This is a genomic window from Kurthia senegalensis (genome assembly GCF_000285595.1).
Taxonomy (GTDB): Bacteria; Bacillota; Bacilli; order Bacillales_A; family Planococcaceae; genus Kurthia; species Kurthia senegalensis.
Genome location: NZ_HE611064.1, coordinates 57,341 through 71,314, shown reverse-complemented (window position 1 = coordinate 71,314; position 13,974 = coordinate 57,341). Strand labels below are relative to the sequence as shown.

18 protein-coding genes, 2 tRNA genes and 1 other annotated feature are annotated in these 13,974 nt (G+C 36.6%); of the genes, 6 read left to right on the top strand and 14 right to left on the bottom strand.

Going from position 1 to position 13,974, the window contains the following annotated elements:
• Positions 1–201: 201 nt before the first annotated feature.
• The gene (locus KSHG_RS00700; protein ID WP_010300389.1) at positions 202–1,155 is read right to left on the bottom strand and encodes an MBL fold metallo-hydrolase; all 954 of its coding nucleotides are present in this window, start codon (positions 1,153–1,155) and stop codon (positions 202–204) included.
• Positions 1,156–1,529: 374 nt separating this feature from the next.
• On the opposite strand from KSHG_RS00700, the gene KSHG_RS00695 reads away from it, so the two are divergent.
• On the top strand, positions 1,530–2,603 hold the full coding sequence (locus KSHG_RS00695) for an AbrB family transcriptional regulator (RefSeq protein WP_010300386.1): 1,074 nt from the start codon (positions 1,530–1,532) through the stop codon (positions 2,601–2,603).
• Between the two features lie 129 nt (positions 2,604–2,732).
• Here the strand turns inward: KSHG_RS00695 and trpA are convergent, their stop codons facing one another.
• The 6 genes from trpA to KSHG_RS00665 form a co-directional block, all read right to left on the bottom strand.
• On the bottom strand, positions 2,733–3,506 hold the full coding sequence (gene trpA / locus KSHG_RS00690; RefSeq protein ID WP_010300383.1) for a tryptophan synthase subunit alpha: 774 nt from the start codon (positions 3,504–3,506) through the stop codon (positions 2,733–2,735).
• A gap of 1 nt (position 3,507) precedes the next feature.
• A complete protein-coding gene (gene trpB / locus KSHG_RS00685) occupies positions 3,508–4,698 on the bottom strand; it encodes a tryptophan synthase subunit beta (RefSeq protein WP_010300380.1) in 1,191 nt (396 codons plus the stop codon).
• Positions 4,679–5,296, bottom strand: coding sequence for a phosphoribosylanthranilate isomerase (locus tag KSHG_RS00680; protein ID WP_010300379.1), 618 nt, complete (start codon positions 5,294–5,296; stop codon positions 4,679–4,681). Before KSHG_RS00680 ends, trpB begins: the two co-directional genes overlap by 20 nt.
• Position 5,297: 1 nt before the next feature.
• On the bottom strand, positions 5,298–6,077 hold the full coding sequence (gene trpC / locus KSHG_RS00675) for an indole-3-glycerol phosphate synthase TrpC (protein ID WP_010300376.1): 780 nt from the start codon (positions 6,075–6,077) through the stop codon (positions 5,298–5,300).
• Complete coding sequence (gene trpD / locus KSHG_RS00670; protein WP_010300374.1) at positions 6,077–7,102, bottom strand: anthranilate phosphoribosyltransferase; 1,026 nt, start codon at positions 7,100–7,102, stop codon at positions 6,077–6,079. Before trpD ends, trpC begins: the two co-directional genes overlap by 1 nt.
• A gap of 114 nt (positions 7,103–7,216) precedes the next feature.
• Positions 7,217–7,438: a binding site (T-box leader), on the bottom strand.
• A gap of 169 nt (positions 7,439–7,607) precedes the next feature.
• Positions 7,608–8,249 (bottom strand): alpha/beta hydrolase, encoded by a 642-nt coding sequence (locus KSHG_RS00665; protein WP_010300369.1) that lies wholly within the window; start codon positions 8,247–8,249, stop codon positions 7,608–7,610.
• Positions 8,250–8,682: 433 nt separating this feature from the next.
• Between KSHG_RS00665 and KSHG_RS00660 the strand changes: the two genes are divergently transcribed.
• Positions 8,683–8,756: transfer RNA gene (locus tag KSHG_RS00660), tRNA-Lys, on the top strand.
• A 79-nt stretch (positions 8,757–8,835) separates the two neighbouring features.
• Here KSHG_RS00660 and KSHG_RS00655 read toward each other — a convergent pair.
• From KSHG_RS00655 to KSHG_RS00625, 7 genes are all read right to left on the bottom strand, one after another.
• A complete protein-coding gene (locus KSHG_RS00655) occupies positions 8,836–9,318 on the bottom strand; it encodes a hypothetical protein (protein WP_010300366.1) in 483 nt (160 codons plus the stop codon).
• A gap of 4 nt (positions 9,319–9,322) precedes the next feature.
• The gene (locus KSHG_RS00650) at positions 9,323–10,255 is read right to left on the bottom strand and encodes a sensor histidine kinase (RefSeq protein WP_026022466.1); all 933 of its coding nucleotides are present in this window, start codon (positions 10,253–10,255) and stop codon (positions 9,323–9,325) included.
• A gap of 79 nt (positions 10,256–10,334) precedes the next feature.
• Positions 10,335–10,457: a hypothetical protein gene (locus tag KSHG_RS18905; RefSeq protein ID WP_261797742.1), complete on the bottom strand. Its 123-nt coding sequence runs from the start codon at positions 10,455–10,457 to the stop codon at positions 10,335–10,337.
• 147 nt (positions 10,458–10,604) lie between these two features.
• Positions 10,605–10,675 (bottom strand) — tRNA-Thr (locus tag KSHG_RS00640).
• 174 nt (positions 10,676–10,849) lie between these two features.
• Positions 10,850–11,320 (bottom strand): hypothetical protein, encoded by a 471-nt coding sequence (locus KSHG_RS00635; RefSeq protein WP_010300360.1) that lies wholly within the window; start codon positions 11,318–11,320, stop codon positions 10,850–10,852.
• A 68-nt stretch (positions 11,321–11,388) separates the two neighbouring features.
• On the bottom strand, positions 11,389–11,853 hold the full coding sequence (locus KSHG_RS00630) for a hypothetical protein (protein WP_010300356.1): 465 nt from the start codon (positions 11,851–11,853) through the stop codon (positions 11,389–11,391).
• Between the two features lie 20 nt (positions 11,854–11,873).
• On the bottom strand, positions 11,874–12,215 hold the full coding sequence (locus KSHG_RS00625) for a hypothetical protein (protein ID WP_235728324.1): 342 nt from the start codon (positions 12,213–12,215) through the stop codon (positions 11,874–11,876).
• Positions 12,216–12,425: 210 nt separating this feature from the next.
• Between KSHG_RS00625 and KSHG_RS17860 the strand changes: the two genes are divergently transcribed.
• The 4 genes from KSHG_RS17860 to KSHG_RS19180 all read left to right on the top strand — a co-directional run.
• A complete protein-coding gene (locus tag KSHG_RS17860) occupies positions 12,426–12,596 on the top strand; it encodes a LysR family transcriptional regulator (protein WP_010300353.1) in 171 nt (56 codons plus the stop codon).
• Positions 12,590–13,315: a LysR substrate-binding domain-containing protein gene (locus tag KSHG_RS15760; RefSeq protein WP_010300350.1), complete on the top strand. Its 726-nt coding sequence runs from the start codon at positions 12,590–12,592 to the stop codon at positions 13,313–13,315. Before KSHG_RS17860 ends, KSHG_RS15760 begins: the two co-directional genes overlap by 7 nt.
• 110 nt (positions 13,316–13,425) lie before the next feature.
• A complete protein-coding gene (locus tag KSHG_RS00615) occupies positions 13,426–13,800 on the top strand; it encodes a CidA/LrgA family protein (RefSeq protein WP_010300347.1) in 375 nt (124 codons plus the stop codon).
• A partial coding sequence (locus KSHG_RS19180; RefSeq protein ID WP_210432970.1) for an LrgB family protein occupies positions 13,758–13,974 on the top strand: 217 nt, incomplete at its 3' end. The genes KSHG_RS00615 and KSHG_RS19180, both read left to right, overlap by 43 nt.

The following is a 13,974-nucleotide window of genomic DNA, read 5'->3' as shown; positions in this document are numbered from 1 at the left end:
TATTTAAAAAATGATGCTTTTTTTGCATTTTAGAAAGAAATTCATAGCGTACTAAATTTCCCAAAATTTTTATTTCAGCAGTTGGATAATGAATAGGAAAATCGCATTTTTGAAATCGCCTTTTACGCACGAATACATTCATTAAAGTTCTTAGCGAAGCTTCATCTGAATATTCAGAATATTTATCTTTAGGCATAGTGCCTATCGTTTCATAAAAATATACCGTCCTTTCTCTACGATTTTTATAATTTGTTCTTTCTTTTCTAAAAGATCTAACAAACCGACCATTTCAGACATGATAAGTGAAAATTGTTTTTTATACAACGAACCGTAAAAAGTTTGAGCAATTTCTCTTCCTGTCATCGGATGATTTAAAAGCGAAAGTACTTTTTGTTCTTTCGCTAACCATTTCTGTTGTTTTTGAAAAACGACTGCAGCAACTTGTTTAATCGGTTGCTGATGTCCTGCGTACAATGTACGAATCGGCATATTAGCAAGTTTCGTCCATGTATTTCTTTGTTGCGAACTATTATGAACATACTCACCGTTCACGTTTGGATCGACAATTGGATTAGTCGATGTTTGAGCTAATAAAGCATCTCCAGCGAATATTTCTTGTGCTATCGCATCGTAAAATCCAATAGAATCTTCGGAGTGTCCTGGTAAATGAATTACTTGGAACCGACCGAGATGTTTATTCGGTTCGATGATTCGAAAATCAGCATCTATTTTTAATTCATGTCGTTTTTCGTACGTTTTCTGTAATTTTTTAAAACGCTGCTCGGCATCTTCTAAACAATCTAAGTTACGATACAACTGCTCGAAAAAATGCATGCGCATTAATAAGAAATCCTCTTCATATCGCAAGCGAGGTAACGCTTCTTTATGAACGTAAACAGGAAGCTCTTTTTTCGACAATACATACGGTAAAAGCCCGACGTGATCTTCATGATGATGCGTTAAATAAACGGCATCGAGTGATGAAATGGACATGTTTTCACTTGTAATTGTCTTCTTGAAAAAATCTTTAAAAGCTGGATGGTTAATTCCTGCATCAATTAAAATCGTTTGCTGTTCATTGTCTGTTATGTAGCAATTAATAGATTTTAACGGAAATTGAGGGATAGAAAATTCAATTGGTATGTGACGTGTCATTATTCATTTCCTTTCGAAAAAAATCGGTAAAGATAAAGGTATTTTACTATATTTACAATGAGAGAGGGTAAATAAACAAAAGAAATCATTTTTCGATAAAATGTTTCATTCGTAATTCATTAAAAATAGCATTGACTAAAGGAGTGCCCTTATTGAAAACAGTTTATAATAAATTGGCTAGAAATAAGCTTTTAATCGACATATCTTTTGCAGTTATCGCATTTTTTACTATACTCACTGATTCCTATTATGATAGAAATCAGCAAAAGTAATTCTTTTTATATTCGTTTATTAGTTTACATAATAATATTATTTAAAATAATTGGCGAAACGAAGAATAATCGGTATAATTGTGGCTAGAAAGGTGTGCCCTTATGAATCCTTATTTTATTACATTACTATGTTCATTATTTGGAGCGATACTCTTTTATGTATGCCGCATTCCCGTGCCTTTTCTTTTAGGACCGATGATTACGATGCTTTTATTGAACCAACTAACATCGCTCCCGCTGAAATGGCCTAAAAAAATACGTAATTATTGTTTAATGATTATCGGCTATGCTCTAGGTTCTGCTTTTACATTACCTATATTAAAAAGTATGGTTCATCATATTCCGAGCATGCTCGTTACAACACTCGTCCTCTTTGCGATTAGTTTACTGTTTTCTTGGTTACTTTCTAAATTTGGTCGAGTCGATTACCCGACAGCGCTTACGAGCAGTGTCCCCGGCGGCTTGACACAAATTGTGGCACTGGCAGAACAACTGCGTGGTATTAATATTACGGTAGTCGCTTTCTTCCACACGATTCGAGTCATTATGATCGTCTCACTCGTACCATTAATTGTACACATCCCAGCAATTCAACAAGCTGTAACGAATCCAACAGCCTTTATAAATCCAATAAATGACCGTTTCGATGTACCGCTTTTAATTAAAATTATTTTGTATATCGTCGTATGTTACGTCCATTTTTTATTGTTTAAAAAGTGGAAAGTCCCCGCACCGACGATTCTCGGACCAATTGTCGGAACGATTTTCATTAGTTGTTTCATCGGAATTTCAGCATTTTCTTTACCAAACTGGTTTATGGCTATTTGTCAGTTAGTAATCGGTACACATATTGGCTTGTTGCTGAATCCATCAGATTTACCGAGAAAGAAAGTCGTTATCCCACTCAGCATTTTAAGTTGTGTTACGCTTATTGCGACAGCCTTTTTACTTAGTGCTACTTGGATGCCATGGATTGAAAAAACATCTATTGCAACAGGGTTTTTAAGTCTTGCCCCAGGCGGTGTAGATCAAATGGGTATTATCGGACATGAGATTGGCGCAGATTTGTCTATGATTACGATGTATCAAGTATTTAGAATGCTATTCGTATATTTCCTCGTTCCACCACTCATTACACTAGCAGTTCGACGGTATACAGCGTCATCATTAAAATAAAGAAAATCTTCTCATAAAAGACTGAACCTCAATTTCTAAGAATATATAAAAAAGATACTTCTAAAAGATAAAACTTTTGGAAGTATCTTTTTTGATTGGTAAATTAAATTCGAAACTTAACGAAAGAGCTTACGAACGAATTGGCGATGAAGCAGCGGCTAGCAATTCATCTATATGTGAATTGTTATTTTCGTGAAATGCTTTGACGATAGCACTTCCAACGATGACGCCGTCTACGTATTGATTCATTTCTTGAACTTGTTGTGGCGTAGAAATGCCGAAACCTGCTAGTACTGGGATAGATGCCGCGCGTTCAAGCACTTCAAAATGCTCGTGTAAATTCGATTTGAATTGACTTTGAGAACCGGTTGTGCCGTTTACCGTTACAGCATAAATAAACCCTTCTGCAGCAGCGGCTAATTTATTAATTCTCTCTAAAGGACTCGTTAAAGAAATAAGCTGGACGAGTGCGATGTCAGTTTCGATTAAAAATGGTTGAATACAATCGGCTTCCTCAAGTGGCATATCAGGAATAATAAGCCCTTTTACATTCGCTGCTTCCGCTTCTCGAACAAATTTCTCTATGCCATAGTGAATAATAGGGTTTAAATACGTCATTAAGACAAGTGGGATATGAATCGTCGCTTGTAGCGTATGAAGTTCTTTTAAAATACGTGTTAAGTTCGCCCCGTTTTGAAGCGCTCGTTGCCCCGCTTCTTGAATGACGGGTCCGTCTGCTACAGGATCACTAAATGGAATACCGACTTCAATCGCTGTTGCTCCTTTTTGCTGCAAATAAAGAAGTTGTTCTTCTAAATGGCCATCTCCTGCCATTACGTAAGGGACAAACGCTTTTTGTCCTCGTGCTTTAATACGTTCAATTTGTGTTTGAAGTGTTTTCATTTTACTTTTCCTCCAATGCTTTTTGCACGGTTTGAACGTCTTTATCACCACGTCCTGAAAGGCAAATAACTAAAATTTCATCTTGTTTCATTTTTTTGGCTAATTGAGCGGCATAATAAATCGCATGACTACTTTCTAATGCAGGAATAATGCCTTCTGTGCGAGATAGTAATTGTAATCCTTCCAGTGCTTCATCATCTGTGACCGCATCATACTGCACACGCCCTATATCGTGTAAATGACAATGTTCAGGTCCAACACCTGGATAATCTAAGCCGGCAGAAATAGAGTGTGCTTCTTTAATGAAACCATGTTCATCTTGCAAAATATACATGTATGCCCCGTGCAAAACCCCTTCTTGTAGTTCAGCAAATGCAGCGGCATGTAAGCCACTTTGAATGCCACTACCAGCCGCTTCAACACCATATAAAGCAACGTCTTCATCTTCTACGAAAGGTGTAAACATCCCGATTGCATTACTTCCGCCTCCGACACAAGCAACGATTGTATTTGGTAGTTTTCCTTCTTTTTCTAAAATTTGTCGGCGCGTTTCATCTCCAATGACGCGTTGGAAATCTCTCACAATCGCAGGGAATGGATGAGGACCTAAAGCGGAACCTAAAATATAATGCGTATCTTCTACGTTAGAGACCCAGTAACGTAGCGCTTCATTACAAGCATCTTTAAGTGTTCCAGAACCTTGGTCGACAGATACGACAGTTGCTCCGAGTAACTCCATACGAAAAACATTCAATGCTTGGCGTTTCACATCTTCTTTTCCCATAAAGACGATACATTCTAAATCAAATAACGCACAAACGGTTGCGGTTGCTACACCGTGCTGTCCCGCACCTGTTTCTGCGACGACTTTCTTTTTCCCCATACGTTGTGCTAATAGCGCTTGTCCGAGTGCATTGTTAATTTTATGTGCGCCAGTATGATTTAAATCTTCTCGTTTTAAATAAATCTTTGCGCCACCTAGTTTTTTCGTTAAGCGTTCTGCGTAGTAAAGCGGATTTTCTCTCCCTACATAATCTTTTAAATAACCGTTCAATTTTTGTTGGAACGTTGGATCTTGTTTTGCTTCTTCATACGCTTGCTCTAATTGTTGTAAAGCTGTCATTAACGTTTCCGGTACGAATTGTCCTCCAAACTTCCCATAACGCCCTTTTTTAATCGTCGCTTCTGTCATCTGTCATCTCTCCCTGTTTCACTCTTTGAATAAATTGCTTTATTTTTTTCGAATCTTTTTGGCCATTTGTTTCTACACCACTTGATACGTCAACCATATAAGGGTTCACCGTTCGAATAGCTTCTTCTACATTATTTATGTGAAGTCCACCTGCTAAAATAAGTGGTTGTTGAACATTTTTAAGTAATGCCCAATTAAATGTTTCACCGCTTCCAGCGATTGGTGCGTCGACGAGCATGTACGTAGCAGATGGATAATTAGATAAGCTTTTCACATCTTCCTCTGTTCGAATACCGAGCGCTTTAATCGTCGGATATGGGATTTTTTGAATGTATTCATTTGTTTCATGCCCGTGTAATTGAATAACATCTAGAGGGACTTGTTGCGCAATCGTTAGAACATTTTCTAGTCGCTCATTCACGAAGACGCCTACTTTTAAAACAGACGGTGGTACATCTTTCGCAAGTTGTTTCGCTTCTTGTAGTGTCAGTTGTCTTTTACTTTTCGCAAAAACAAATCCAACCATATCGGCACGTTCTTTCGTTGCAATGTGGACACTTTCGACAAGCTTTAATCCGCATATTTTTACACGTGTCATATTATCGAACCTTCTTTTCAACGTGGAATGATTGAATCGTATAAGCAATATCATCACTTTTCATTAATGTTTCACCGACTAGTACAGCACTCGCTCCAACATTCGCAACGAACGCAGCGTCTGCAACGCGCTTCATGCCACTTTCACTAATTAAGAAGCGGTCTTCATAAAATGGGAATTTCTCTGCTAGTTGAACGGTATGTGTTAAATCTACGTGAAATGTTTTTAAATCTCGATTGTTAATACCGATTAAGCGAGCATCTAATGACAGTGCACGCTCGAGCTCTTCTTCGTTATGCACTTCGACTAAAACGTCCAATTTTAACTTTTTCGCATACGCGTATAAAGATTGAAGCTTCGTTTGAGGAAGCGCTGCAACGATCAATAATACGACCGATGCGCCGTTCGCATACGCGTAATCAATTTGAATAGAATCAATGATGAAGTCTTTGCATAGTACAGGGATGTCGACATGTTCAGAAACCGCTTTTAAGTCCTTAAAAGAGCCTTTGAAGTAATGATGATCTGTTAAAACAGATATACACGAAGCACCTGCTCGTTCATATTGAATCGCTTGCTGAATCGGATCGACTTCTATATTAATATCTCCTTTTGAGGGGGAAGCTCTTTTTACTTCAGCAATGACTTGCAACTGTTTATTTTGAAACAATGTCGTTAACGATGGACGTGACTTTCTTTGTATCGGTAGTGGCGTCGGTTGTGCTTTTAATCGTTCAACTTCTTCTTTCTTCGTTTGAATAATTGTTTCCAAAATCGTCATTAAGCATGCTCCTTCTCATAGTTTTTACTAAAAGCGATGATTGCTCGTAATTTTTCATATGCTTTTCCAGAAGCAATTAGCTGTTGTGCTAAATGAACTCCTTCTTGAATCGTCGTCGTTTTTCCATTTGCGAAAAAGCCAATACCGGCATTGAGTAACACGGTATCTAAATAAGCGCCTTGCTCATTTTGCAATACACGGTGAATGAGCTGTGCATTTTCTCGGCTATTGCCTCCTTTAATGGCAGATAGCGGATACGTTTGCAACCCGACATCTTCTGCAGTTAATGTCATTTGTGTAATCTGATTATTTTCTAAAATAGCGAGTCGGTTAATCCCTGATAAAGATGCTTCGTCCATCCCTTGTTCCCCACTAACAACGACAGCTCGTTCACGTTGGAGTAGTCGCATGACTTTGGCATACTCTACGACAAATTCAGGGCGATTGATTCCTGTATACTGCGTAGGAAGCGCTACAGGGTTCGCAAGTGGTCCTACGAGGTTGAAAATCGTCGGTTTGCCTATTTTTTGACGAATACGACCGATTCTTTTCAATTTCGGATGAATCGACGGTGCGAAAATGAACGCTAGTTTTTGTTCATCTAACAATTGTTTAAGTTGTGCATGTGTGAAGTTTGCATGAATGCCTAGTTCTTCTAACGTATCTGTACTTCCTGCTAAGCTTGATACTTTTCGGTTGCCGTGTTTTGCGACGTATACATCTCCTGCAGCTAATACGAAAGCAGCAGCCGTACTAATGTTGAAGCTTCCAATTCCATCGCCCCCCGTTCCGCAATTGTCTAAATAGCTTTGAGGTGTTTCGTGTAAGGAATACGCATTTTCTTTCATAACGATTGCGAGTGCAGCTAGTTCGTCTGCTGTTTCTCCTTTTTCACTTAGTGCACGTAAAAATTGTTCTATAATCGAAGCGGGTGTTTCTTCATTAAAAATCGCTTCTGCTGCTCGTTTCATTTGTTCCATCGTTAAAGACTCATTATTTTTCACTTTTTCAATGTATTCCTTCATCTTGTCTACCGACTCCTTTTATACTGAAAATTTAGAATTTTAAACGTAGTATAGTTGAACCGCCTAGTACGATCGAAAGAGAAATAAAAAAGCCCTCACGAAAGAAAAATCTTTCATGAGGACGAATATACCGCGTTGCCACCTCAAGTTGGAGTTAAAAAACTCCCGCTCTATCTGATTACTCAGCATCCGGTAACGGGGATGAGGCGTCATTTACTACATCATTTCGTAAATGCTCTCATAAGTCCATTCACAAGGTCCTTCGTTCAGTTCTCACCGACCACTGACTCTCTTCTCAAAGGAAGACTTGCTACTACTCTTACTCTTCAATTTCTCAGCTATGCTCTACTCTTCTCAACTCATCTAAAGGGAAGCTTTGCTCTCAAAGCTTTCTACCCTCCGTTCGAATAAGTTGATATTATCTTAACGCAAGCAGGTAAAGTTTGTCAAACATAAAAATAAAAAATGCTAGTATGCTCTGCATACTAGCTCTCTGAATGTATAATTAGAAATGTTTTTTAAAGAAGCGAATAATTTCTTTTTGTACAGCTGGTGTGACACCATGACCATCTTCGAAAGAAAGGAATGTAACGTCTGCTTCTTGTTCTTTAAAGTAGTCACGTGTCGCTTCTCCCCATTGGTAAGGAAGCATATAGTCCATCGTGCCGTGTGTCACAAGCATCGGTAAGTTTGTCACATCGTGTTTATAATACTCATCGCGTACGTGCTCAGGTAAGTAGCCACTTAAAACGACGGCACCTGCTAGTTTTTCGTTTCCTAGTACGAGTGATAATGTTTGAGATAAGATTGCACCTTGGCTGAAGCCCATAACGAATAGTTTCGTTGCATCGACTGGATATTCACTAACAACTTCTTCAATGAAGTCACGAATGTGAATGACAATTTTATCGAAAATAGCTTTATTCGGTTTGCCGAATTCTTCAATTGTGAAAAAGGCATAGCCTGGGGGTTGTACGATAGGTCCACGTAAGCTGAAAATGTGACATTGGTCTTTAAGCTCATTTAGAAGCGGAGGTAGATCTTGTTCATTACTTCCCATACCGTGCATTAAAAAGACAGCAGGATATAGTTTCCCTTTTTCGATATTATTCGGAGCACTATGCTCAAATGTAAATGGTGATTTCAAATTAATCTTCCTTTCAACAATAACAGTTCAACATTATAGTAGCACACTATGATTTCCTTTCCCAAACATTCTTCTTCAAAACAGTCGATTCTTTTCCTGTATCATTTCAATATGGAAAATTATTACAGTATTTATTTTATTGAAATACTTTATAAAAGAAATCCCCACTACCTAATCGTATTCCCCTTGTTAGAATAACTTTCTTTGAAAGAACAGTAGTTGCCTATACGTTAAAAAATAATTTATTTTCAAAAAGCAAAAATGAGCATTTGATTGTTTGTAACAGAAAATACGTATAAATAACAGCTTTTAAGCACAAAACGAAGAAAAATAACTTGACTATATAGGGAAAAGACTATTGTTTTTATTTTTCATCGTGCTATACTATTAATTGTTCAAGAGAACGAAACAACTTATTACTTATAAAACATATGGATCTGTGGCGCAACTGGTTAGCGCACCTGACTCTTAATCAGGGGGTTGTGGGTTCGATCCCCACCAGGTCCACTTCTAAATAAAACACTTCAATTTGAAGTGTTTTATTTTTTTATCATAATAAAAGAGAGCGTATATACGCTCTCTTTTATTATTTCACACTATTTTCAAGTAGTTGCAACGTTCGCTCATTTTGTGAAAGTCTTTCTTCATAAGGCTGCCATACGAGCATATACGATTGTTGACCGATTGAAAAAATATAATCATTTTCTTCTGTAGATAACGCTTCTTCTTTTTTCAATTGGAATACGTCTACGCTATACAACACGCGATTGCCTATTTTATAATCAATCGTCCACTGAGGTTTTTTAACAAATTTCTTTTTCGTACTGCGTTCTAAATTTTCGATTTTGGCTAGTGGTGTTTCTTCCACATATTGTTTAACCGATTGTACCCCAACAATTTTTTGAATCGTTTGATCTTCTTGTTTCACGATAATTTGATCGATTTGGTCACGTTCATTTATGATTTTTTCAACGTCTTGCTCTGCGTTTTTATTTTGCTGAAGTGACGTAAATGCTGCTATGCCAAGTACGATCATTAAAATAATCATAATCCAGCGTTTCTTTTTCATCGAATCATCCTTCTTGGTATACGATTACGAGTGGTACGGTAAAGGTAAGTGTTGTTCCTTTTGTTGTCGTGTCTATTGTCAGTTTTCCATTGACGAACTCAACACGTTCCTTCATGCCTTTCAAGCCGTTCCCACTGGCCTGATCAACAGAGGGCGGTAACCCTTTTCCGTTATCTGTAATCGTAAGTTGTACTTCTTTTGACGTTTGAGAAACAACGATTGTGCAAGCTGTTGCTTCACTATGTCTAACGACGTTATTAATCGCTTCTTTCAAACACATGCTTAACGTGTTTTCTACAATTAATGGTACATCTTTTAGTTTATACGTCCCTTTCAATGAACTATCAATATTGGCTACACGTAATAGCTCTTCTACTTGGATCAGTTCATCTGACAATTTCACTTTTTTCATATCCGATACCATTTCTCGAACTTCTTTTAACGCTAAACTTGTCGTCTGGCGAACTTCTTTTAGTTCTTGTTTTGCTTGTGCGGGTTTTTGATCTACAAGACGAATTGCTAAGTCTAATTTCAAACCAATCATCGACAACTTTTGACCGAGTGTATCGTGCAAATCACGCGCAATGCGTTGACGTTCTTCATAAACGCTTAATTCAGAAATTCGTTCGTTTGCAGATTGAAGTTGTCCTTCTAATTCCGTATTTTGCTTTCTACTATATAAATAGAAAGGTCCTAAAATCGCTCCGAACACAACGAGTACCATATAAGGGATTTGTTCGACATATAGTGTCGTATTAATGAAAAAGCCCCCAATAATTGAACCGACCGTAATACCGATATGTATACCGTACATAATATAAAAGCCAGCCGTACTACGGATGCGTCCAATTAACATTGCTGTAAAGAAGGCGAAGTAGAAATAGCCGTACAAAATGGCCATGACGGCATTGATTGTCATCATAAATGATAGCCACATATAAACGAGCCCATTCGATAAAGTTGATGCAAAATATGTACAAATTAAAAACTAATTAGTAAGGCCGTTGCAATACTAATTACATACGTTTCTCTCGTATAAAAATCGCCGTAAAGGGGATAAAGCTTGCTAACATCCATAACATAAAGCTTAAAAGTGGTCGATTCGTAATAATTTCAAAGGCATAGGCCTTTTTTTGCATAAAATCGCTCCTTTCAACGTCTTTCATTATAAATGTTTCACCCATTTTTTCAAAGTAATAAAACACACGTCTTTCTTATGACATTTGTATATTGAAAAAGAAAAGAAGCTCGTGATTAATCACGAGCTTCTTTTTGAATTTTTTATATGCCCACTGGGAGAATCGGACTCTCATCTGCGGATTACGAGACCGCTGTTCTACCATTAAACTAAGTGGGCAAAATCATTATGTGAAAATATGTTTATCACTTAACTGATGAGTCTATTATAACAATATATTGTGCTTAAAGCAATATATTTGTACAAAAAACACTTTTCTTGTATATTAAATTAATTTCTCTTTTAATCTAATTATTTCTAATACAAGAAGCATAATTGCTTTTATGCTATACATTACGCGTTTTTATTTTTTTCAATTGGTACTTTTTTTAACATACCGAGTCCAAATGCGATTCCATGGATAAAGAAAAAGACAGACTCATTTAAAAACCAGCCATTCGTATAACTATTCCAAATCAGTAACTCATATAATTTTGAGTGCGGTGCACTTACACCGCCACCGAATGTTTCTAAATCATTTGATACTTGTACATATTCAAGCAGACCACCTGCTACGATAATGAGCAGCATGAATAAGGCGTATTTCGTATACGTACGCGCTTGCTTTTCTGCAAAATATTCAGAACCTACTATGAACGTAATGAATAAGCTTAAACAAACGAAAGGAATAAGGAAAATCCCCGGAATGAAAGCCGGATTAATTTCACCTATTTTTTCAGTAGGCTTTAACGTAAAATAATAACGGATTAGTAAAAAGCCAAACAAACTAATCGCTAGTGACACATACCAAGCTAATTTATTCAAATCATCAACCTCCATCTCATATTATAAGTGACGTTTTCATAAAAAAATAGCCAATTCATTAGAATTGGCTATTTTGTCAATTGATTTAATTGTAGAAGTAATTGTTGAAGACGTTGGTACATCTTATTTTTTCGTACGATTTCGTTCCGCTCAACTAAATGGTTGACATATTTTGTGAAAGCATAGATGAAAGCATCAATAAAAGCAATTTTCGGAACCATTGACCGACGCAGCGTCTTTTTCGTATTTGGATCAAAGTTACGAAATTCAATGTCACGCCCTAAAAAAATCACCTCATATGACTGAGATGTAATATACGTATGAAATATTTGGTTATCATCAGTTTGAATCGCATTACTGAGAGCTGTAGCGATGTCTTCAATCAATACACCGTGGTTAACGTTTGATTGAATCGTCAACGGACATTTTCCTTCTTCAAAGACGTCAAAGCGACACCCTTTCCAAAAAAACTCATCCACTTTTCCTCTTTCTATTAACTCCTCATCCCCGAAAATAGCCCATACAATTTTCATTAAAATCCTCTCCATTCATTCTATGCTTCATATACGAGCAAAGATGCGGTGAAAATAGTTAAAAATGATAACTCGAATAAAAGGACGATGAAATCCAACTTCGTATTTTTTAACTTTTGAATGGGCATCCATAACACATACACTCGACAAATACTTAATAAGGCGATGATGATCATTAGTTGACTCGTTGGATACAATAAATAAGCGTAAAAATAAATAGCAAACTTTAAACATATTTCTAATAGTGTACGAAATACACGTTGTTTGCGTAGGGTCGTATACAGCATGCCAAGAAGCGGCGGCTTTACATTTTCTCCATTTAGAGCTGCTTTATATTTTTTATAGTGAATTAGTCCGCTCATACTTATACATATGAGAATGATGCAATAAAAAAATACAAAAAAGACTGGCAAAGACATCGTCATCTAACTCATTCCTATCTTACTCATTTATGTATGTTCTATTATACAAAATTTTCTTAATTTTCAAAGTGATTTTATTGTTACATGTAAGTAAGATTGCGTGAAATGGCGTATACTAGTAATTATTAAGAAGCGGTTCGGAGGTTATTTATGGATATTCGTCAACTTATGTATTTTACCGAAGTAGCAAAACAACAAAGCTTTACGAAGGCAGCGCACACATTACATGTCACACAACCGACTTTGTCAAAAATGGTTCGCCAACTAGAAGCGGAATTAAGTACGACATTGCTTGATCGAGCAAAGAAAAAACAATGTTAACGGACGCTGGTGAAATCGTTTTTGAACGGGCACTCAAAATCATTCAAATGGTTGATGAAGTGCATCTCGTGTTAGAAGATTTAGAGCATCTGAAAAAAGGACATTTAAAATTAGGCATGCCACCACTCATCGGTATTTTATTTTTCCCAAAACTGATGAAAGGATTCCAGCAATTTTTTCCTCAAATCACATTCCAATTAGATGAAATTGGTGCCAATGTCGTCAAAGAACGTGTTCTCTCAGGTGATTTAGACGGTGGTTTTGTTATGTTACCTGCACATGACGAAGATTATGATGTACTGCCTTTCGTGGAAAACAACGTCGTTGCAATCGTTTCGAAAGAACATGCCCTTTCAAAAGTACAGCAATTATCCGTATCTCAATTAGAAAATGAAAGTTTGCTCCTTTTCTCAGAAGATTTCACTTTGCATGATCGGATTATTCAAGAATGCCAAGATTATGGATTCGAGCCCCATATCGCATTCGAAAGTTCTCAGTGGGAGTTCATTAGTCAAATGGTCGAGCATAATTTAGGGATTGCTTTATTCCCAGAACCATTTGCAGAAAAAGTGAATCATGAAAAAGTATGTACGATTGCATTAGAAAAGCCGATTTTATGGCAAATTGCGTTCATTTCTAAAAAAAATCGTTATCGTTCACGTGCTATGCAAGAATTCATTCATTATATTCAAAAACATTCCATTTTGGAATCCAAATGATAATTATTATGTATTTTACGAATATGTTTTTTTCATGTACACTAAATAAGAACTCAGAAAGGAAACCACTTCCCAGAAGTGGTTTTTGTAATTTTAAAGGTCGTGTATCAATGGAAAAATGTAAAAAAATACTCAAAGTCATCGTACAAATTATCTTTATATGGGGCTTTTTATTGCTAGGTACTTGGGTAAGTAACTTTTTCTCGATTCCACTACCAGGAAGTATTATCGGTTTAGTATTGCTATTTATTTGTTTGAAATTGCATATTATTAAACTTCAGTGGATTGATGCAGGTGCAAGCTTTTTAACAGGCGAATTATTATTATTTTTCGTTCCAGCTGCAGTAGGCATCGTTCAATATGAAGATATATTCGGTATAATCGGTATTAAATTAATCATCGTCATTATTTGTAGTACGATGGTTGTCATGGCTTCAACTGGATGGATTGCAGAAAAATTTGCAAAAGGAGATGTTGCAAAATGATGCTATCCATTATTTGTTTAATTGGGACAATCATCGTTTTTTATAGCAGTAAAAAATTTTACGCAACGCATAAAAAAATATGGCTTTCTCCTTTACTAACTTGTCCGATTATTATTATCATTTTATTATTTATTTTTAATGTAGATTATGCTCAATATAACGGCGGCGCTGAAT

What these genes read in the sequence shown, in the direction of transcription:
- KSHG_RS00615 (WP_010300347.1), top strand. Translation starts at nt 13,426, where the DNA reads ATGGAAAAATGTAAAAAAATACTCAAAGTCATCGTACAAATTATCTTT.
- KSHG_RS00680 (WP_010300379.1), bottom strand. Translation starts at nt 5,296, where the DNA reads ATGACACGTGTAAAAATATGCGGATTAAAGCTTGTCGAAAGTGTCCAC.
- KSHG_RS17860 (WP_010300353.1), top strand. Translation starts at nt 12,426, where the DNA reads ATGGATATTCGTCAACTTATGTATTTTACCGAAGTAGCAAAACAACAA.
- KSHG_RS18905 (WP_261797742.1), bottom strand. Translation starts at nt 10,457, where the DNA reads ATGCAAAAAAAGGCCTATGCCTTTGAAATTATTACGAATCGACCACTT.
- trpD (WP_010300374.1), bottom strand. Translation starts at nt 7,102, where the DNA reads ATGAAGGAATACATTGAAAAAGTGAAAAATAATGAGTCTTTAACGATG.
- KSHG_RS00695 (WP_010300386.1), top strand. Translation starts at nt 1,530, where the DNA reads ATGAATCCTTATTTTATTACATTACTATGTTCATTATTTGGAGCGATA.
- trpA (WP_010300383.1), bottom strand. Translation starts at nt 3,506, where the DNA reads ATGAAAACACTTCAAACACAAATTGAACGTATTAAAGCACGAGGACAA.
- KSHG_RS00650 (WP_026022466.1), bottom strand. Translation starts at nt 10,255, where the DNA reads ATGTGGCTATCATTTATGATGACAATCAATGCCGTCATGGCCATTTTG.
- KSHG_RS00625 (WP_235728324.1), bottom strand. Translation starts at nt 12,215, where the DNA reads ATGAGCGGACTAATTCACTATAAAAAATATAAAGCAGCTCTAAATGGA.
- trpC (WP_010300376.1), bottom strand. Translation starts at nt 6,077, where the DNA reads ATGACGATTTTGGAAACAATTATTCAAACGAAGAAAGAAGAAGTTGAA.
- KSHG_RS15760 (WP_010300350.1), top strand. Translation starts at nt 12,590, where the DNA reads ATGTTAACGGACGCTGGTGAAATCGTTTTTGAACGGGCACTCAAAATC.
- KSHG_RS00630 (WP_010300356.1), bottom strand. Translation starts at nt 11,853, where the DNA reads ATGAAAATTGTATGGGCTATTTTCGGGGATGAGGAGTTAATAGAAAGA.
- KSHG_RS00700 (WP_010300389.1), bottom strand. Translation starts at nt 1,155, where the DNA reads ATGACACGTCACATACCAATTGAATTTTCTATCCCTCAATTTCCGTTA.
- trpB (WP_010300380.1), bottom strand. Translation starts at nt 4,698, where the DNA reads ATGACAGAAGCGACGATTAAAAAAGGGCGTTATGGGAAGTTTGGAGGA.
- KSHG_RS00655 (WP_010300366.1), bottom strand. Translation starts at nt 9,318, where the DNA reads ATGAAAAAGAAACGCTGGATTATGATTATTTTAATGATCGTACTTGGC.